Consider the following 17,809-nt stretch of genomic DNA (forward strand, 5'->3'; position numbering starts at 1 on the left):
CCATGCTGGCCTACATCGTCAAACGACTTTTACTGATGATCCCGACGCTCTTAGGCGTCTTGATCATGACCTTTGTCGTGATCCAGTTTGTGCCCGGTGGACCGGTCGAGCAAATGGTGTCCCAATTGCAAGGCCGAGACTCGGGCGGGGAGGGGGCTGCCGCTGCGGGCAGTGGTTACCGGGGGCGCCAAGGGGTGGATGCCTCGCGCATCGCCGAGATCAAAGCGCTTTACGGTTTTGACAAACCAGCCACCGAACGCTTTTGGCAAATGCTCCAGCAATTTGCCCGGTTTGATTTGGGCAAGAGCTTTTTCTATCCCAAAGATGTCTGGACGCTGATCAAGGACAAATTGCCTGTCTCCATCAGCTTGGGTCTGTGGACCTTCTTTTTGAGTTATCTGGTGTCCGTGCCTTTGGGCATTGCCAAGGCGGTGCGTGCCGGTTCGCGCTTTGACACCGTGACCAGCTTGCTGGTGCTCGTGGGCTATGCCATACCCGGTTTTGTTCTGGGCGTGGCTTTGCTGGTGGTTTTTGGTGGCCAGTTGCAATGGTTTCCGCTGCGCGGCCTGACCTCGTCCAATTGGGAGCAGCTCAGCTGGGGCAGCAAAGTGGTGGACTACCTCTGGCACATTGCCTTGCCCGTGCTGGCCAGCGTCCTGGGGGCTTTTGCGGTCACCACCATGCTGACCAAAAATGCCTTTCTTGAAGAAATCCGCAAGCAATACGTGCTGACCGCCCGCGCCAAAGGCCTGAGCGAGCGCCGCGTGCTCTATCGCCATGTCATGCGCAATGCCCTGATTCCTTTGGTGACGGGCTTCCCGGCGGCATTCATCGGGGCTTTTTTCACCGGCTCACTGCTGATTGAAACCCTGTTCTCGCTGGACGGTCTGGGCTTGCTCAGTTATGAATCGGTGATCCGCAGAGACTATCCCGTGGTTCTGGGCACCTTGTACCTGTTCACCCTGATCGGCCTGGTCACCAAACTCATCAGTGACCTGTGCTACCTGTGGGTGGATCCTCGCGTGAGGTTCGACCAATGACCCCAACCGCTTCACCGCTTTCCTCGCCGCAGCTGTCCCCATCCCGCAGGGCCTGGCTGCGTTTCAAGCGCAACCGCCTGGGTTTTGGCAGCCTGATCATTTTTGCCACGATCTTTGTGCTCAGCCTGGGCGCTGAGTTTTTGTCCAATGACAAACCCCTGGTGGTGCGGTATCAAGGGCACTGGTACTTCCCGGTCGTTCAGCAACTGCCTGAGACGGTCTTTGGCGGTGATTTTGAAACCCCGACCGATTATCTGGACCCCTTCATCCAGCAGCAATTGGCGCGTGATGGCCATTGGGCACTGAGAGCGCCCAACCCTTACCACCACAGCACACTTGATTACTTTGCGCCTTTGCCCAACCCCGCGCCGCCTTCGGCGCGCAACCTGCTGGGCACCGATGACCGGGGCCGCGATGTGCTGGCGCGCTTGCTTTACGGTTTTCGGGTGTCGGTGCTGTTCGCGCTGGCCTTGACGGTCTTTGGTGTGTTGCTCGGTGTGCTGACGGGGGCTGTCCAAGGATTTTTTGTGGGCAAGACCGATTTGGTGTTTCAGCGCTTCATCGAAATCTGGAGCGCCATGCCCGAGTTGTATTTGCTGATCATTTTTTCGGCGGTTTTCGAGCCCAGCGTCGGGTTGCTGCTGCTCTTGCTCAGCCTGTTTGGCTGGATGGGCTTGTCCGACTACGTGCGGGCCGAGTTCTTGCGCAACCGCCAACTCGATTACGTCAAATCCGCCCGAGCACTGGGCCTGGGCCATTGGCAAATCATTTGGCGCCATGTGCTGCCCAACAGCATGACCCCTGTGGTGACTTTCTTGCCGTTTCGCATGAGTGGTGCCATTTTGGCTTTGACATCCTTGGACTTTCTGGGCTTGGGTGTGCCGCCGGGCACGCCCTCATTGGGTGAATTGCTCTCACAAGGCAAAAACAACATCGACGCCTGGTGGATTTCCATCTCAACATTTGGGGTTCTGGTGGTCACGCTTCTTTTGTTGACCTTCATGGGAGACGCCCTGCGCGACGCCCTTGACCCCCGAAAGGCGGATGCATGAGCACAGCCCCATTGCTGCAATTGAAGCAACTCAGCGTGGCCTTTGGTGGCACCGAGGTGGTGCACGGCCTGGACCTTTGCATGCAGCCAGGTGAGCGCCTGGCCTTGGTGGGGGAGTCGGGTTCGGGCAAGTCGGTCACGGCCCTGTCCATCCTGCGCCTCCTGGAATCGGCGCAACTGAGCGGTCAGGTGCTGTGGCAAGGCCAAGACTTGTTGCAAGCAACGCCTGCCGAGATGCAGCGCATTCGGGGTGATGAGATCGCCATGATCTTTCAGGAACCCATGACAGCGCTCAACCCCCTGATGACGGTGGGGCAACAAATCTCGGAAGTTCTGCAACTCAAAAAATGGCTGCCTGGGCCACAGGCCGATCAGCGTGCAGTGGCTTTGCTGGCCGACACCGGCATCGATGACCCGCAGCGCCGTTTTCATGCCTACCCGCACCAACTGTCTGGCGGGCAACGCCAGCGGGCCATGATGGCCATGGCCTTGGCCTCCGAGCCCAAACTCCTGCTGGCCGATGAACCGACCACGGCACTGGATGCCAGCTTGCGACTTCAGATGCTGAATCTGTTGTCGGTATTGCAAGAAAAAACAGGCATGGCGGTGCTGCTCATCACCCATGACCTGGTCTTGGTTCGACACTTTGCGAGCCGCGTAGCCGTGATGGAAAAAGGTCACCTGGTGGAGCAGGGCGATCTGCATGCCGTGTTCTCCAGGCCGCAGCATCCTTACACCCAAAAGCTGCTCGACAGCCGCCCATCCCGGGATGGCTTGCGAGAAACCGATGCCGCAACTCAAACTGCCCCTGTTGTACAGGCCAGCGACTTGTGTGTGCGCTATCCGATGCCTGTCCCAGGGTGGCGCGGTTGGTGGGCCAAATCACACTTCACGGCCTTGCATGGCGCTGATTTCGTCATTCCGGGTGGCACCACATTGGGGGTGATGGGAGAGTCCGGCTCCGGCAAGTCCAGTCTGGCCCAGGCTGTGCTGGGCCTGATCCCGTTTGAGGGCAAGGTGACATTTGACGGGCAGGCTTGGCAAGGCCAACCCCGAAAAGACAAGGCCTTGCGCCAACGCGTTCAAGTGGTTTTTCAGGACCCTTTTGGCAGCCTGTCGCCGCGCATGACGGTTGGCGAAATCGTCTCGGAAGGCTTGAGGCTGCACCAGCCTCACCTGACAGAGTCTGACATTGAGCAACGGGTTCGGGCCACTTTGGCCGAAGTGGGCTTGTCCAGTGAAGATTTTCCGCAGTTGCTCAACCGCTATCCGCATGCGTTTTCAGGTGGCCAGCGGCAACGCATCGCCCTGGCCAGGGCCTTGGTGGTCGAGCCTGCGCTGTTGGTTCTGGATGAACCGACCAGCGCACTCGATGTCACGGTGCAAAAGCAAATTCTGAAATTACTTCAGGCGTTGCAGCGAAGCAGGGGCATCGCGTATTTATTGATTACCCACGACGTTGATGTCTTGCGTGCCATGGCGCACCAAGTGATGGTTTTGCAAGGCGGGCATGTTGTCGAGTCCGGGCCTGCACTCGATGTGCTAACTCGGCCACAGCATTCCTACACCCGCCACTTGCTTGATGCCTTCCCGGATTTGTGAAGTTGGCATCTTATGAGTCATTGTTGTTTTCCTTAGAAATCACACACTTAGCACGTTTTTCGGCTAGAATACGAGCTTCACGACCAAACGGGCGGGTTTTCACCGCCCGTTTTTTTTGGGTCTTTCCTTTTTAAGTTTGGCATTTCGAAGTTCTGTGGCATTGCAGCAAATCGTTGAAGAAACCGTTACCGGCCTGGGCTATGACCTGGTCGAGATAGAGCGCTCAGCCGGCGGCTTGTTGCGCATCACCATCGATTGGCCATGGCAGCCCGGCTCCGATCTGTTCATCAATGTGGAAGACTGTGAAAAGGTCAACCGGCAACTTCAATTTGCCCTCGAAGTGGACGGCGTGACCTACAACCGCCTGGAAGTCTCTTCGCCAGGCATTGACCGCCCACTGCGGCATGAAAAAGATTTCGAGCGTTTTGTTGGCGAATTGATCGACATCACCCTCAAGGCCCCCATGGGCGAAAACGCGGCAGGCATGGTCAGTGCCAACCGCAAAAAATTCCGTGGCACGCTCGAACGCGCTGCCCAAGGCCATGGCTGGCAGGTCGTCTGGAGTGATGAGCCTGCTGTCAAGCCCGGTCAAAGAATCAGCAAGAAACGAGTGCCTGCGCCTTTGCATGCGCTGGGATTCACGCTGGATGAATTGCAGGGTGCCCGATTGGCGCCTGTGGTCGATTTCAAAGGGCGCAAGCCCAAAGGTCAAGCCTGAAAACAGGCCTCAGGTGGTTAAGCATTTTTATCGGGTCTGAATTCCAGGCCCAGTGGAACAGGAGAGTCGAGTCATGAATCGCGAAATGTTGATGTTGGTCGAAGCCATCTCACGTGAAAAGAACGTTGAGCGCGACGTGGTGTTTGGTGCTGTGGAAGCCGCTTTGGCGCAAGCCACCAAAAAACTGTATTCCGGCGAAGTGGACATCCGCGTGGCGGTGGACCGCGACAGCGGCAACTACGAAACTTTCCGCCGCTGGCATGTGGTGCCCGATGAAGCCGGTTTGCAGCAGCCTGACCAGGAAATCCTGCTGTTCGAAGCCAAAGAGCAAATTCCTGACATCGAAATCGACGAGTACATCGAAGAGCCGATCGAATCCTTGCCCATTGGCCGCATTGGCGCCATGGCCGCCAAGCAGGTGATCTTGCAAAAAATCCGTGACGCTGAGCGCGAAATGCTGCTCAACGACTTCATGTCGCGTGGCGAAAAGATTTTTGTCGGCACGGTCAAGCGCATGGACAAGGGTGACCTGATTTGTGAAGCCGGTCGCGTTGAGGGCCGCCTGCGTCGCAGCGAAATGATCCCCAAGGAAAACCTGCGCAGCGGCGACCGCGTGCGCGCCATGATCATGGAAGTGGACCTGACCCTGCGTGGCGCCCCCATCATCTTGTCGCGTTCTGCACCCGAATTCATGATCGAGCTGTTCCGTCAGGAAGTACCCGAAATTGAACAAGGCTTGCTCGAAATCAAGACCTGCGCCCGTGACCCAGGCTCTCGCGCCAAAATTGCCGTGCTCTCGCATGACAAGCGCGTGGACCCCATCGGCACCTGCGTTGGCGTGCGTGGCACCCGTGTGAACGCCGTGACCAACGAACTCGCTGGCGAACGCGTAGACATCGTGTTGTGGAGCGAAGACCCCGCCCAGTTTGTGATTGGCGCCCTGGCTCCGGCCAACGTGCAGTCCATCGTGGTGGACGAAGAAAAGCACGCCATGGACGTGGTAGTGGACGAAGAAAACCTGGCCATTGCGATTGGCCGTGGTGGTCAAAACGTCCGCCTGGCTTCTGACCTCACGGGCTGGAAGATCAACATCATGGACGCGGCCGAGTCTGCCCAAAAGCAGGCCGAAGAAACCACCGGTATCCGCCAGCTGTTCATGGAAAAGCTCGACGTAGACCAGGAAATTGCCGACATCCTGATCGAAGAAGGTTTCACCAGCCTCGAAGAAGTGGCCTACGTGCCCATCCAGGAAATGCTGGAGATCGAAAGCTTCGACGAAGACACGATCAACGAACTGCGCGCGCGTGCCAAAGACGCCTTGCTCACCATGGAAATCGCTCGTGAAGAGAGCGTTGACGATGTATCGCAAGATTTGCGTGATTTGCCAGGCCTGACGCCTGAGCTGATTTCCAAGCTGGTCGAAGCGGGTATCCATACCCGTGATGACCTGGCTGACCTGGCCACCGACGAATTGACCGATATCACCGGTCAAAACGCCGAAGAGGCCACCGCCCTGATCATGAAAGCCCGCGAACATTGGTTCGCAGGCCAGGCCTGAAGCTGATGGAGGCTTGAACACAATATGTCCAGTACCACTGTTGCCGAGTTCGCAAACGAACTCAAAAAATCTGCCGATGTCTTGCTGGAGCAATTGCGCTCCGCAGGGGTTGCCAAAAGCTCTGACAGCGACACGCTGAATGATGCTGACAAGCAAAAATTGCTTGGTTACCTGCAAGCCAGTCATGGCACCCAAGCAGGCGATCGCAAAAAAATCACCCTGGTGAAAAAATCCACCAGTGAGATCAAGCAAGCCGACGCCTCGGGCAAAGCCCGCACGATCCAGGTCGAAGTGCGCAAAAAGCGCACCCTGATCAAGCGCGAAGATGAACCCGTCAATGAGCCACAGGTGCAAGAACCTCAAGAGCCCGTGATTGACCATGCTGAACTGGCCCGCCGCGAAGAAGAAGCGCGCCGTCAAGCCGAGCTGATCCGTCGTCAGGAAGAAGAGCTGTCTGAAAAGCGCCGTGCTCGCGAAGAGCAAGAAGCTGCACAACGTGCGCAAGCTCTGGCGCAAGAGCAGCAGGCCCAAGCCGAAGCCAAGGCTGCCGCGCAAGCCGCAGCTCAAGCTGCCGCCGCCGCAGAAGTCGCCAAGCCTGCATTGAGCCGCGAAGAGCGTGAGCAACGTGCCCGCGCCGAAGCCGCCAGCATCAACGCCGCATCGCAGCAACAAGCCAAGCCAGCAGCACCGGTGGTGTCTGCAGCCGAAATCGCTGCGACCAAAGCCGCCGAAAAAGCCAAAGCCGATCAAGAAGCCCGTGAAGCAGCTGCCCAAAAAGCAGCCGCTGAATCCAAAGCCCGCGCTGACGAAGAAGCAGCACGCGCACGCGATCTGGATGAGCGTCGTCGCAAGGCACTGGCCGAAGCTGAAGCCATTCGCAACATGATGAATGCCCCCAAGAAGGTGCTCATTGCGAAAAAGGAAGAGCCCAAAGTCGAAGCCAAAGCGGCTGTCAAAGGCACCTTGCACAAGCCTGCAGGCACACCCGCACCTGGCGCTCGTGCAGCCGCAGCAGCTGCGGCCAAAGCGGCCGAGCCCGCATCGCCCGGTGGCAACAAAGAAGTCAAATCTGCCAAGCTGTCATCCAGCTGGGCGGGTGATCCGGCCAAGAAAAAAGCCATTCCCACCCGTGGAGATTCCAGCGGTGGTGTGGGCCGCAACAACTGGCGTGGCGGTCCCCGTGGACGTCGCGGCAACGAACGCGACCGTGATGATTCGCACCACAGCGCTGCCCCCGCAGAAGTTCGCGTGCTGGAAGTCCACGTCCCAGAAACCATCACCGTGTCCGAATTGGCGCACAAGATGGCCATCAAGGCTTCTGAAGTCATCAAACACCTGATGAAGCTGGGTCAGATGGCCACCATGAACCAGCCACTGGACCAAGACACCGCCATGATCGTGGTGGAAGAAATGGGCCACAAGGCCGTGATTGCAGCACTGGATGATCCAGAAGCCTTCACCGACGAAGAAGTGTCCGATCAAAACGCCGAATCCTTGCCGCGTGCCCCAGTGGTGACCGTCATGGGCCACGTTGACCACGGTAAAACTTCGCTGCTCGATTACATCCGCCGTGCCAAAGTGGCATCGGGTGAGGCTGGTGGCATCACACAGCACATCGGTGCTTACCACGTGGAAACACCACGCGGCATGATTTCTTTCCTGGACACCCCAGGTCACGAGGCCTTCACGGCCATGCGTGCCCGTGGTGCGCAAGCCACCGACATCGTCATCCTGGTGGTTGCGGGTGACGACGGTGTCATGCCCCAGACCAAAGAAGCCATCAAACACGCCAAAGCGGCCGGTGTGCCCATCGTGGTGGCCATCAACAAGATGGACAAGCCCGACTCGAACATCGAACGCGTTCGCGCCGAGCTGATCGCCGAAGAAGTCGTGCCCGAAGAGTTCGGTGGCGATTCGCCATTCGTCTCTGTGTCTGCCAAGACCGGCATGGGCATTGACGACTTGCTCGAGCAAGTGCTCTTGCAAGCCGAAGTGCTGGAACTCAAGGCCCCGGTGGCTGCTGCCGCCAAGGGCTTGGTCATCGAAGCGCGTCTGGACAAAGGTCGCGGCCCCGTGGCCACCATCCTGGTGCAGTCGGGTACCCTGAACACCGGTGACGTGGTGCTGGCTGGCCAGACCTTTGGCCGCGTGCGCGCCATGCTCGATGAAAACGGCGCTGCCATCAAATCGGCAGGCCCATCGATCCCGGTCGAAATTCAAGGTCTGACCGAAGTGCCGCAAGCCGGTGACGAGTTCATGGTCATGACCGATGAGCGTCGTGCCCGCGAAATCGCCACTTACCGCGCAGGCAAGTTCCGCAACACCAAGCTGGCCAAGCAACAAGCGGCCAAGCTCGAAAACATGTTCACCGACATGTCTGCGGGCGAAGTCAAGATGCTGCCGATCATCATCAAGGCCGACGTGCAAGGTTCGCAAGAAGCCCTGGGCGCATCCTTGCTCAAGCTGTCAACCGACGAGGTGAAAGTCCAGTTGGTCTATTCCGGCGTGGGTGGTATCAGCGAGTCGGACATCAACCTGGCCATCGCCTCCAAGGCCATCGTGATCGGTTTCAACGTGCGTGCCGATGCAGGCGCCCGCAAACTGGCCGAAGGCAACGGCGTTGACGTTCATTACTACAACATCATTTATGACGCTGTGGATGAACTCAAAGCCGCCATGTCGGGCATGTTGGCACCCGAGCAGCGCGAAGAAATCATGGGTATGGCCGAAATCCGTACCGTGTTCGTCGCCTCCAAAATCGGTACCGTCGCAGGCTGTATGGTCACTTCGGGTCAAGTCACCCGCAACGCCAAGTTCCGCCTGTTGCGTGACAACGTGGTCATCTACACCGGTGAGCTCGATTCGCTCAAGCGCCTCAAGGACGACGTGCGCGAAGTCAAAGAAGGCTTCGAGTGTGGTATCAAGCTCAAAAACTACAACGACATCAAAGAAGGCGATCAACTCGAATTCTTCGAAGTCAAGGAAATCGCGAGAACGCTGTAAATGGCCCGTAAAAAGGTTTCATCCGTACCGAACCGCGGTTTCCGCGTGGCCGACCAGATCCAGCGCGATCTGGCCGAGTTGATCGCGCGTGAGTTGAAAGACCCACGTGTGGGCATGGTCACGATCAACGCGGTCGAGGTGACACCCGACTACGCCCATGCCAAAGTGTTCTTCAGTGTCTTGACCGGCAACCCCGACGAAGCCACTGAAGGCCTGAACGCAGCTGCGGGTTTCTTGCGCAATGGTTTGTTCAAGCGACTGCACATCCACACCGTGCCCACACTCCACTTCATGTTTGACCGCACCACCGAGCGCGCCTCCGACATGAACGCCTTGATCTCCAAGGCTGTGGCCTCTCGTGCAAAAGACGCCGAAGAATGACGACCGCGCCCCGCACCAGGGTGCAGCGGCGCCCTGTGCACGGGGTGTTGTTGCTTGACAAACCCCTGGGTTTATCCAGCAACCAGGCTTTGCAAAAGGCCAAGTGGTTGCTGCGTGCTGAAAAAGCAGGCCACACAGGCACGCTCGACCCCTTGGCCACGGGCGTGTTGCCCTTGTGCTTTGGTGCGGCGACCAAATTCAGTCAGCAGCATCTTGATGCTGACAAGGTGTATGAAACCACTGTCCGCCTTGGTGTGAAAACCACCACGGCCGACGCCGAAGGTGAAGTGATGGAGACCCGGGACGTGACATGCACGCCGGGCATGGTGGTGGAAGTGCTGGACCGTTTCATGGGCCCCATCAGCCAGGTGCCACCGATGCACAGCGCCTTGAAAAAGGACGGCAAAGCCTTGTACGAATACGCCCGCAATGGCGAAACCGTGGAGCGCGAGCCGCGCAACGTGGTGATCCATGACCTGGAACTGCTGGACATGCAGCTGCAAGGTGATGCACCGTTTTTGCGTTTGCGCGTGGCGTGCAGCAAGGGCACCTACATCCGCACGCTGGGCGAAGACATCGCTGAGGCGTTGGGCTGTGGCGGACACTTGAGCGCGCTGCGCCGGGTGGTGACCGGGCCGTTTGATGCGTCCCAGTGCGTGACGCTGCAAGCCCTGGAGGCCATGGCTGAAGACGAGCGCATGAGCGCTTTGCAGCCAGTGGACGTCTTGCTGCCGGGCTACACCGAAGTGAGTCTGGACAGCGAAAACGCCGGAAGATTTTTGAGTGGGGTGCGCCGACGCGGCCCTTGGGTTGATTGTGATCATGTGGCCGTTTATGGAGAACATCCTCGTGCATTGCTGGGAACAGCGCATGTACAAAGCGGCGAATTGATTCCGGGTCGATTGTTGAGCCCGATCGAAATTCAACAGATTTTGGAAAGATCGCCTGTTACCGAGCCGTTGCTGGCCGCGCAGGTTTAAAGGAAGAAAGCATGAGCAAGCAAATTCGCAACATCGCCATCATCGCGCACGTTGACCACGGTAAAACCACCATGGTCGACCAACTTCTGCGCCAATCCGGAACCTTCGCTGACCACGAAAAAGTGGTCGACACCGTGATGGACAACAACGCCATCGAACGCGAGCGCGGCATCACCATCCTGGCCAAAAACTGTGCCGTGAGCTGGGAAGGCACCCACATCAACATCGTCGACACGCCCGGACACGCGGACTTCGGCGGTGAAGTGGAACGTGCCCTGTCCATGGTTGACGGCGTGGTGCTGTTGATCGACGCGCAAGAAGGCCCCATGCCTCAGACCCGTTTCGTGACCAAAAAAGCTTTGGCCTTGGGCCTCAAGCCCATCGTGGTCGTGAACAAAGTCGACAAACCCGGCGCCAACCCCGACAAAGTCGTGAACGCAGCCTTTGACCTGTTCGACAAACTCGGCGCCACCGACGAGCAACTCGACTTCCCAGTGGTGTATGCCTCCGGTATCAACGGCTGGACATCCATGGAAGAGGGCGCTCCTGGTGAACAGTGGGGTCCTGACATGTCGGCCCTGTTCAACACTGTGCTCAAGCACGTCAAACCCAACTCGGGTGACCCAGCAGCCCCTTTGCAACTGCAAATTTCGGCACTCGATTTTTCGACCTTCGTGGGTCGTATCGGCGTGGGCCGCATCAGCCAGGGCACCATCAAGCCCAACATGGACGTGATCGTCATGGAAGGCCCAGACGGCTCGTCCATCAAAGGCCGCGTCAACCAAGTGCTGACATTCCAGGGTCTGGACCGCGTGCAAGTGACCGAAGCCGGTCCTGGCGACATCGTTTTGATCAACGGCATTGCCGACTTGAACATCGGCGTGACCGTGACCGATCCGGCCAATCCCGCACCGCTGCCCATGCTGAAGGTGGACGAGCCGACACTGACCATGAACTTCTGCGTGAACACCTCGCCATTGGCAGGCCGTGAAGGCAAGTTCGTCACCAGCCGTCAAATCTGGGACCGCCTGCAAAAAGAACTGCAACACAACGTGGCCCTGCGCGTTAACGAAACTGACGAAGAAGGTATCTTTGAAGTCATGGGTCGCGGTGAATTGCACCTGACCATCTTGCTGGAAAACATGCGCCGCGAAGGCTACGAGCTGGCTGTGTCCAAGCCACGCGTGCTGTTCCGCGATGTGGACGGCGAACGCCATGAGCCTATCGAGTTGGTCACGGCCGACATCGAAGAAACCCACCAGGGCGGCGTCATGCAAGCCCTGGGCGAGCGCAAGGGCGAGTTGGTCAACATGGAACCCGATGGCCGCGGTCGCGTCCGTTTGGAATACCGCATCCCGGCCCGTGGCCTGATCGGTTTCTCCAACGAATTCCTGAACCTGACCCGTGGCTCGGGCCTGATCTCCAACATCTTTGACGGCTACGAGCCACACAAAGGTGAAATCGGTGGCCGCAAGAACGGCGTGCTGATCTCCATGGACGACGGTGAAATCTTCACCTACGCCCTGGGCAAGCTCGACGACCGTGGCCGCATGTTCGTCAAGGCGAACGATCCGGTGTACGAAGGCATGATCGTCGGCATCCACAGCCGTGACAACGACTTGGTGGTCAACGCCACCCGCACCAAGCAGCTGACCAACTTCCGTGTGTCCGGCAAGGAAGACGCGATCAAGATCACGCCTCCGATTGACCTGACCCTGGAATACGGCGTCGAGTTCATCGAGGACGACGAGCTGGTCGAAATCACGCCCAAGAGCGTGCGTCTGCGCAAGCGCTTCCTGAAGGAAAGCGACCGCAAGCGCAACAAGTGATCTGAAACTGCGGGGCTTGACATGAAACTCCGGCATGGCCAAGCGGTGGCAATGATGGTCCTGGTCACAGCCATGTGGTCCATGGCCGGCGTTGTCACCCGCCATCTGGAACAAGCCCGCAGTTTTGAGGTGACGTTCTGGCGCAGCTTCTTCACGATGCTGTCGCTGGTGATCATCCTCCCGCTGTGGCAGGGCAGGGGCGTGTGGTCCCGCATGCCCTGGCGCAGCCCTTATTTTTGGCTCTCTGGCGTGTGCTGGAGTGTCATGTTCACCGCCTTCATGCTGGCCCTCACGCTGACAGCGGTGGCCAATGTCCTCATCACCATGGCGCTGGGCCCTTTGCTCACCGCCCTGATCACCCGCATCTTTCTGGGGCACCTATTGCCCCGGCGTACCTGGGGCGCCATCGTGCTCGCGGGCATTGGCATTGGCTGGATGTATGCCTCCCAACTGAGTTTGGGTGCCCCCAACTTCCTGATAGGTTCTTTGGTGGCTTTGTGTGTGCCCATCGCCGGTGCGGTGCAATGGACGCTTGTGCAAAAAAGCCAAAGCGAAGGTCAGAAGCTTGACCTCGTGCCTTCGGTCTTGCTCGGAGCCCTCATTTCTTCATTGCTCACACTGCCCCTGGCCATGCCTTTTCAAGCCTCGGCGCATGATGTGGGTTGGCTGGCAGTGCTCGGTCTGTTTCAGTTGGCCATTCCCTGTGCTTTGTCGGTGGTCTGCGCGCGCGTGCTGAAAGCCCCCGAAGTGGCCTTGCTGGCTTTGCTGGAAATCGTTTTTGGCATCGCGCTGGCTTGGTGGGGGGCCAACGAAGCACCGCAAGCGAGTGTGTTGTTAGGGGGCTCCCTGGTCCTGGGGGCGTTGCTCATGAACCAATGGTTAGGCTGGAGACAAAACAATGTCTGATGTCATCGCACAAATTGAAGGCCGCATAGGCTGCCTCACCTTGAACCGTCCCAAGGCGCTCAATGCCTTGTCGCTGGACATGGTTCGCCACATCACGGCCGCTTTGCTGGCCTGGCAAAACGACCCGCAAGTGCTGGCAGTGGCCGTTCGCGGCACCAACAAAGAAGGGCCTTTTGGTGCTTTTTGTGCGGGTGGCGATATCCGGTTTTTTCATGCGGCGGCCACAGCGGGCAATCCACAACTGGAAGACTTCTTCACCGAAGAGTACCGCCTGAACCACCTCATTCACACCTACCCCAAGCCCTACATCGCGCTGATGGACGGCATCGTCATGGGCGGTGGCATGGGCATCAGCCAGGGCGCGAGCGTACGTGTGGTCACCGAGCGCAGCAAGATGGCCATGCCCGAGACCAACATTGGCTTGTTCCCCGATGTCGGCGGTGGTTACTTCCTCAGCCGCTGCGCAGGCCGTTTGGGTGAATACCTGGGCCTGACCGGCCACATGCTGCAAGGTGAAGACGCCGTGCACGCGGGCCTCGCCGATGGCCTGGTCGCCTCAGGCAAACTGGCCCACCTGTGGCAAACCTTGATCGAAACACCGTTTGAAAATGGCGCAGCCGTCGAACGCTGGGTCACCACACGCTTTGACCATCTGCAAAAAACCGGGCTGCCCCATCTCTCAGAAATAGATGCTTCGTTTGCCTTGCCCACGGTCGGCGAGATCTTGGAAAAGCTCGAATCGGCCAGCGATGAATGGTCGGTGCAGACGGCCAAGACCTTGCGCCAACGCTCGCCCTTGATGCTGAACGTGGTGCTTGAGCAAATTCGCCGCGCCCGCACCATGAGCCTGGCCGATGACCTGCGCATGGAACGCGATCTGGTGCGCCACTGCTTCGCCTTGCGAGCCGTCAACGACAGCGAAACCGTCGAAGGCATCCGCGCACTCGCGGTGGACAAAGACCACAGCCCGAATTGGAAACCCGCGCGTGTCGAAGACGTGGATGCCGCCGAAGTGGCAACCTTTTTCGTCAGCCCCTGGCCCGCACACGCCCACCCCTTGCGTGAACTGAGCTGATCCGCCGTCTTCCGCAGGTCAGCACTCGCAGAGTCCGACGTTTGCAGGTCTTGGCGCAGGCCCATGTCGGGGTCTTCGACCACCGACCTACAAATTCATATCGGGCTCGAACGTTATTCCTGCGTCATGAAGGGCATTCCGTAGGTCGGCACTCGCAGAGTCCGACGTTTGCGGTCTTGGCGCAGCCCATGTCGGGGTCTTCGACCACCGACCTACAAATTCATATCGGGCTCGAATGTTATTACTGCGTCATGAAGGGCATTCCGTAGGTCGGCACTCGCAGAGTCCGACGTTTGCGGTCTTGGCGCAGCCCATGTCGGGGTCTTCGACCACCGACCTACAAATTAGCCAATAACGGTCGCAACTCGTAGGTCGGCACTCGAAGAGTCCAACGTTTGCAGGCTTCGGCACAGGCCCATGTCGGGGTCTTCGACCACCGACCTACAAATTAGCCCATCGGGCTTTAACGGTGGCGGCTTTTCATCACGCGTTCGACTTCGCGTTTGCCTTCGCGGTCCTTGATGGTGTTGCGCTTGTCGTGCTCGGCCTTGCCCTTGGCCAGCGCGATGTCGCATTTCACCTTGCCTGATTTCCAATGCAAATTGATCGGCACCAGGGTGTAACCCTTTTGCTCGATCTTGCCGATCAGGCGCTTGATCTCTTCCTTGTTCAGCAGCAGTTTGCGCGTGCGTGCGGCCTCGGGGTTGATGTGGGTTGATGCCGTTTTGAGCGGGTTGATCAGGCAGCCAATGATGAACAACTCGCCATTGCGGATCACCACGTAGCCGTCGGTCAGCTGCACCTTGCCTTCGCGAATGGCCTTGACCTCCCAGCCTTCGAGCACCATGCCCGCCTCGTAGCGTTCTTCGAAAAAATAGTCAAAAGCCGCCTTTTTGTTCTCGGCGATCTTGGCAAAAGTGGGGGCGGCTGTTGATTTTTTGGAGGTGGCCATGGTGAGCAGATAAGGACGGCCGGGCCGTTCGCAAGGGTATGCAGCCCAGCTGCAAGCAAAGTGGCCGGATGAAAAAACTACAATCCCAGCACTCTGAGCATTGTATGAAGAATATCCACAAGTCCGTCCTCATCTGGTACAGCCCTGATGAAATGTTTCGCCTCGTCATCGACGTGGCCCGATACCCCGATTTTTTGCCCTGGTGCGACCAAGCCCGCGTGCTCGAAAGCGATGAACACGGCATGCTCGCCGAAGTGGGCATCAGCCTGGGCGGCATCCACCAAAGCTTCGTCACCCGCAACACACACGAAACTGGGCGCTCGGTGGGCATGAGTCTGGTCAAAGGGCCGTTTTCCAACCTGAGCGGCATGTGGCGATTCATCCCCGTGGGCGATGGCACACAACGCGCCTGCAAGGTCGAGCTGGACCTGCAATACGGTTTTTCCAGCAAAACCCTGGCCGCATTGGTGGGTCCGGTCTTCGACAAAATCGCCGCCAGCTTGGTCGATGCTTTTGTCAAACGCGCCGAAACGGTCTATGCCTGAATCCACTCCCGCGATGGTTCAGATCACACTGTGCTGGAGCCTGCAAGCGCGCCAAGTGCACGAGTGCGCCCTGAGCGTGCCAGAACACAGCACGGTGCAATCTGTGATTGACCAATTCATCACGGAACACACGCAAACCTTGTCACCCACAGAGTCGGCCCAACTGAAGTTCATGCAACCCGGCATATGGGGCCACAAAGTGGCCTGGACGGCTCTTGTTCAAGAGGGCGATCGTGTAGAGCTGTACCGCCCCCTGAAAGTTGACCCCAAAGTCGCGCGCAGGCAACGCTTCAAGCGACAAGGCAAAGGCCGCACCGGCCTGTTCGCCAATCGCAAAAGCGGCTCAGCAGCGGGTTATTGAGCCAAAATTTGGTATCCCGTAGGTCTGCACTCGAAGAGTCCGACATTGCTGGTGTTCCGCTAGCGTCAAGCACGGGCGTTGCCGGGGTGCAAGCAAATGTCGGGGTCTTCGACCGCCGACCTACAAAAAACGCAGGCCTTCCCCCGTAGGTCGGCACTCGAAGAGTCCGACATTGCTGGTGTTCCGCTAGCGTCAAGCACGGGCGTTGACGGGGTGCAAGCAAATGTCGGGGTCTTCGACCGCCGACCTACAAAAAACGCAGGCCTTCCCCCGTAGGTCGGCACTCGAAGAGTCCGACATTGCTGGTGTTCCGCTAGCGTCAAGCACGGGCGTTGACGGGGTGCAAGCAAATGTCGGGGTCTTCGACCACCGACCTACAAAAACCGCAGGCCTTCCCCCGTAGGTCGGCACTCGAAGAGTCCGACATGGACAGTTGACCGCTGCATCTGATTTCGGCCCAGTTGCTGAACAAGCATCTGCCGGGGTCTTCGACCGCCGACCTACGAAAATACAGCCACTGCGATGGCTTCCCCGTAGGTCGGCACTCGAAGAGTCCGACATTTGCGGGCTTTGACGCTGGCATCATGTCGGGGCTGAATCCGCCGACACACATTCCTCACTGACCTGCTCATTATTTCCAATGCAATCCCTTTTCAACGCCATTGCCCACATGCACAACACCCCCGAGGCGCACCGGGTGTTTCATGGTCGGGGCGGTGTCTATCCCGACAGCGAACAATGGACGCTGGATTGGTTTGCGCCCGTGTGGGTCTTGACCAGCTTCAAGCCGGTCACTGACGAAGAACTCGCGCAATGCCACCACGCACTGCAAGAACGCTGGCAAACCCTGGCGCCGGGAGAGCCGCTCAATTGGGTCTTCCAGTGCCGCGCCACCGGCCAGACCGACACACGCCTCATGACCGGCAGCGTGCCCGAACCCCATGTGGTGACAGAGCAGGGCGCCCGTTACCTCGTGCATGTGCTGCGCGGTCAGAACCACGGCCTGTTTCTGGACATGGCCCATGGCCGTGAATGGCTCAAACGTCATGCCCAACACGAAAACGTGCTCAACCTCTTTGCCTATACCTGCGCGTTTTCGGTGGCCGCATTGCAAGGCGGCGCGGCCCAGGTCGTCAACGTCGACATGAGCCAGGGCGCCCTGGCCATCGGCCAGCAAAATCACCGCCTCAACAACTTGCCCCTCAAGGCCCGATTTCTGGGCCACGACATCTTCAAAACCTGGGGCAAGATCAACAAAATGGGGCCTTACGGCATCATCATCATCGACCCGCCCAGCTACCAAAAAGGCAGCTTCATCGCCACCAAGGACTACATCAAACTGATCCGCCGCCTGCCCGATTTGCTCGAACCCCAAGGCCATGTGCTGCTGTGCCTGAACGCCCCCGAGCTGGGCACCCAGTTCCTGCACACCCAAGTGGCCGAAGCTGCGCCCAGCCTGAAGTTTGTTGAACGCCTGAGCAATCCCGCTGCGTTTGTGGATGTAGACCCTGAAAAATCACTCAAGGTGCTGCACTACAGGCTGGCGTCTTCGTAGGTCAAAGGCCTCAGCCCCGACATCGGCCTGCGCCCAAGCCACCCATGTCGGAGCCCAAGCTATTGATTCGGCCCTGTGAAGTTTTCAATGCGCATAGATGTTGTAGGTCGGTGGTCGAAGACCCCGACATGGGCCTGTGCCCAAACCCATAACGTCGGACTCTGCGAGTGCCGACCTACGAGGGCCGTGTATTTGTAGGTCGGCGGTCGAAGACTCCGACATGGGCCTGTGCCCAAACCCATAACTTCGGACT

The 17,809-nt window shown here is 58.5% G+C and carries 15 protein-coding genes; 14 read left to right on the forward strand and 1 reads right to left on the reverse strand.

The window, feature by feature from the left end; genetic code table 11:
• The first annotated feature begins 2 nt into the window (after nucleotides 1-2).
• The 11 genes from B9Z51_RS06415 (at nucleotide 3) to B9Z51_RS06465 (ending at nucleotide 14,143) form a co-directional block, all read left to right on the forward strand.
• The gene (locus B9Z51_RS06415; RefSeq protein ID WP_108374800.1) at nucleotides 3-1,040 is read left to right on the forward strand and encodes a microcin C ABC transporter permease YejB; all 1,038 of its coding nucleotides are present in this window, start codon (nucleotides 3-5) and stop codon (nucleotides 1,038-1,040) included.
• The gene (locus tag B9Z51_RS06420; RefSeq protein ID WP_108372985.1) at nucleotides 1,037-2,092 is read left to right on the forward strand and encodes an ABC transporter permease; all 1,056 of its coding nucleotides are present in this window, start codon (nucleotides 1,037-1,039) and stop codon (nucleotides 2,090-2,092) included. Before B9Z51_RS06415 ends, B9Z51_RS06420 begins: the two co-directional genes overlap by 4 nt.
• Complete coding sequence (locus tag B9Z51_RS06425) at nucleotides 2,089-3,693, forward strand: ABC transporter ATP-binding protein (RefSeq protein WP_108372987.1); 1,605 nt, start codon at nucleotides 2,089-2,091, stop codon at nucleotides 3,691-3,693. The genes B9Z51_RS06420 and B9Z51_RS06425 overlap by 4 nt, the downstream gene beginning before the upstream one ends.
• A gap of 154 nt (nucleotides 3,694-3,847) precedes the next feature.
• The gene (rimP, locus tag B9Z51_RS06430; RefSeq protein WP_108372989.1) at nucleotides 3,848-4,411 is read left to right on the forward strand and encodes a ribosome maturation factor RimP; all 564 of its coding nucleotides are present in this window, start codon (nucleotides 3,848-3,850) and stop codon (nucleotides 4,409-4,411) included.
• 73 nt (nucleotides 4,412-4,484) lie between these two features.
• Nucleotides 4,485-5,969 carry a transcription termination factor NusA gene (nusA, locus tag B9Z51_RS06435; protein WP_108372991.1) on the forward strand — a complete coding sequence of 495 codons (1,485 nt, stop codon included), beginning with the start codon at nucleotides 4,485-4,487 and terminating at the stop codon, nucleotides 5,967-5,969.
• A 24-nt stretch (nucleotides 5,970-5,993) separates the two neighbouring features.
• Nucleotides 5,994-8,972 carry a translation initiation factor IF-2 gene (infB, locus tag B9Z51_RS06440; RefSeq protein WP_108372993.1) on the forward strand — a complete coding sequence of 993 codons (2,979 nt, stop codon included), beginning with the start codon at nucleotides 5,994-5,996 and terminating at the stop codon, nucleotides 8,970-8,972.
• A complete protein-coding gene (rbfA, locus tag B9Z51_RS06445) occupies nucleotides 8,973-9,353 on the forward strand; it encodes a 30S ribosome-binding factor RbfA (protein WP_108372995.1) in 381 nt (126 codons plus the stop codon).
• A complete protein-coding gene (gene truB / locus B9Z51_RS06450) occupies nucleotides 9,350-10,333 on the forward strand; it encodes a tRNA pseudouridine(55) synthase TruB (protein WP_108372997.1) in 984 nt (327 codons plus the stop codon). The genes rbfA and truB overlap by 4 nt, the downstream gene beginning before the upstream one ends.
• 11 nt (nucleotides 10,334-10,344) lie before the next feature.
• Nucleotides 10,345-12,162 carry a translational GTPase TypA gene (gene typA, locus B9Z51_RS06455; RefSeq protein WP_108372999.1) on the forward strand — a complete coding sequence of 606 codons (1,818 nt, stop codon included), beginning with the start codon at nucleotides 10,345-10,347 and terminating at the stop codon, nucleotides 12,160-12,162.
• 21 nt (nucleotides 12,163-12,183) lie between these two features.
• Nucleotides 12,184-13,068, forward strand: a complete 885-nt coding sequence (locus B9Z51_RS06460) for a DMT family transporter (protein WP_108373001.1) — start codon at nucleotides 12,184-12,186, stop codon at nucleotides 13,066-13,068.
• The gene (locus B9Z51_RS06465; protein WP_108373003.1) at nucleotides 13,061-14,143 is read left to right on the forward strand and encodes an enoyl-CoA hydratase/isomerase family protein; all 1,083 of its coding nucleotides are present in this window, start codon (nucleotides 13,061-13,063) and stop codon (nucleotides 14,141-14,143) included. Before B9Z51_RS06460 ends, B9Z51_RS06465 begins: the two co-directional genes overlap by 8 nt.
• 463 nt (nucleotides 14,144-14,606) lie before the next feature.
• Here the strand turns inward: B9Z51_RS06465 and smpB are convergent, their stop codons facing one another.
• The gene (gene smpB, locus B9Z51_RS06470; protein ID WP_053176318.1) at nucleotides 14,607-15,095 is read right to left on the reverse strand and encodes an SsrA-binding protein SmpB; all 489 of its coding nucleotides are present in this window, start codon (nucleotides 15,093-15,095) and stop codon (nucleotides 14,607-14,609) included.
• Between the two features lie 104 nt (nucleotides 15,096-15,199).
• Here smpB and B9Z51_RS06475 point away from each other — a divergent pair, with 104 nt between their 5' ends.
• The 3 genes from B9Z51_RS06475 (at nucleotide 15,200) to B9Z51_RS06485 (ending at nucleotide 17,556) form a co-directional block, all read left to right on the forward strand.
• On the forward strand, nucleotides 15,200-15,640 hold the full coding sequence (locus B9Z51_RS06475; RefSeq protein ID WP_108373005.1) for a type II toxin-antitoxin system RatA family toxin: 441 nt from the start codon (nucleotides 15,200-15,202) through the stop codon (nucleotides 15,638-15,640).
• Between the two features lie 13 nt (nucleotides 15,641-15,653).
• Nucleotides 15,654-16,001, forward strand: coding sequence for an RnfH family protein (locus B9Z51_RS06480; protein WP_233254859.1), 348 nt, complete (start codon nucleotides 15,654-15,656; stop codon nucleotides 15,999-16,001).
• A gap of 640 nt (nucleotides 16,002-16,641) precedes the next feature.
• Entirely contained in the window at nucleotides 16,642-17,556 is a 915-nt protein-coding gene (locus B9Z51_RS06485; protein ID WP_108373009.1) for a class I SAM-dependent methyltransferase, read from the forward strand.
• The last annotated feature ends 253 nt before the right edge of the window (nucleotides 17,557-17,809 follow it).

This window comes from Limnohabitans sp. T6-5 (genome assembly GCF_003063315.1).
Taxonomy (GTDB): domain Bacteria; phylum Pseudomonadota; class Gammaproteobacteria; order Burkholderiales; family Burkholderiaceae_C; genus Limnohabitans_A.

Bases quoted from the DNA above. Each gene is read 5' to 3' on its own strand.
- infB (WP_108372993.1), top strand. From the start codon at position 5,994: ATGTCCAGTACCACTGTTGCCGAGTTCGCAAACGAACTCAAAAAATCT.
- nusA (WP_108372991.1), top strand. From the start codon at position 4,485: ATGAATCGCGAAATGTTGATGTTGGTCGAAGCCATCTCACGTGAAAAG.
- rbfA (WP_108372995.1), top strand. From the start codon at position 8,973: ATGGCCCGTAAAAAGGTTTCATCCGTACCGAACCGCGGTTTCCGCGTG.
- B9Z51_RS06415 (WP_108374800.1), top strand. From the start codon at position 3: ATGCTGGCCTACATCGTCAAACGACTTTTACTGATGATCCCGACGCTC.
- B9Z51_RS06425 (WP_108372987.1), top strand. From the start codon at position 2,089: ATGAGCACAGCCCCATTGCTGCAATTGAAGCAACTCAGCGTGGCCTTT.
- smpB (WP_053176318.1), bottom strand. From the start codon at position 15,095: ATGGCCACCTCCAAAAAATCAACAGCCGCCCCCACTTTTGCCAAGATC.
- B9Z51_RS06475 (WP_108373005.1), top strand. From the start codon at position 15,200: ATGAAGAATATCCACAAGTCCGTCCTCATCTGGTACAGCCCTGATGAA.
- B9Z51_RS06460 (WP_108373001.1), top strand. From the start codon at position 12,184: ATGAAACTCCGGCATGGCCAAGCGGTGGCAATGATGGTCCTGGTCACA.
- B9Z51_RS06465 (WP_108373003.1), top strand. From the start codon at position 13,061: ATGTCTGATGTCATCGCACAAATTGAAGGCCGCATAGGCTGCCTCACC.
- typA (WP_108372999.1), top strand. From the start codon at position 10,345: ATGAGCAAGCAAATTCGCAACATCGCCATCATCGCGCACGTTGACCAC.
- B9Z51_RS06480 (WP_233254859.1), top strand. From the start codon at position 15,654: ATGGTTCAGATCACACTGTGCTGGAGCCTGCAAGCGCGCCAAGTGCAC.
- B9Z51_RS06485 (WP_108373009.1), top strand. From the start codon at position 16,642: ATGCAATCCCTTTTCAACGCCATTGCCCACATGCACAACACCCCCGAG.
- truB (WP_108372997.1), top strand. From the start codon at position 9,350: ATGACGACCGCGCCCCGCACCAGGGTGCAGCGGCGCCCTGTGCACGGG.
- B9Z51_RS06420 (WP_108372985.1), top strand. From the start codon at position 1,037: ATGACCCCAACCGCTTCACCGCTTTCCTCGCCGCAGCTGTCCCCATCC.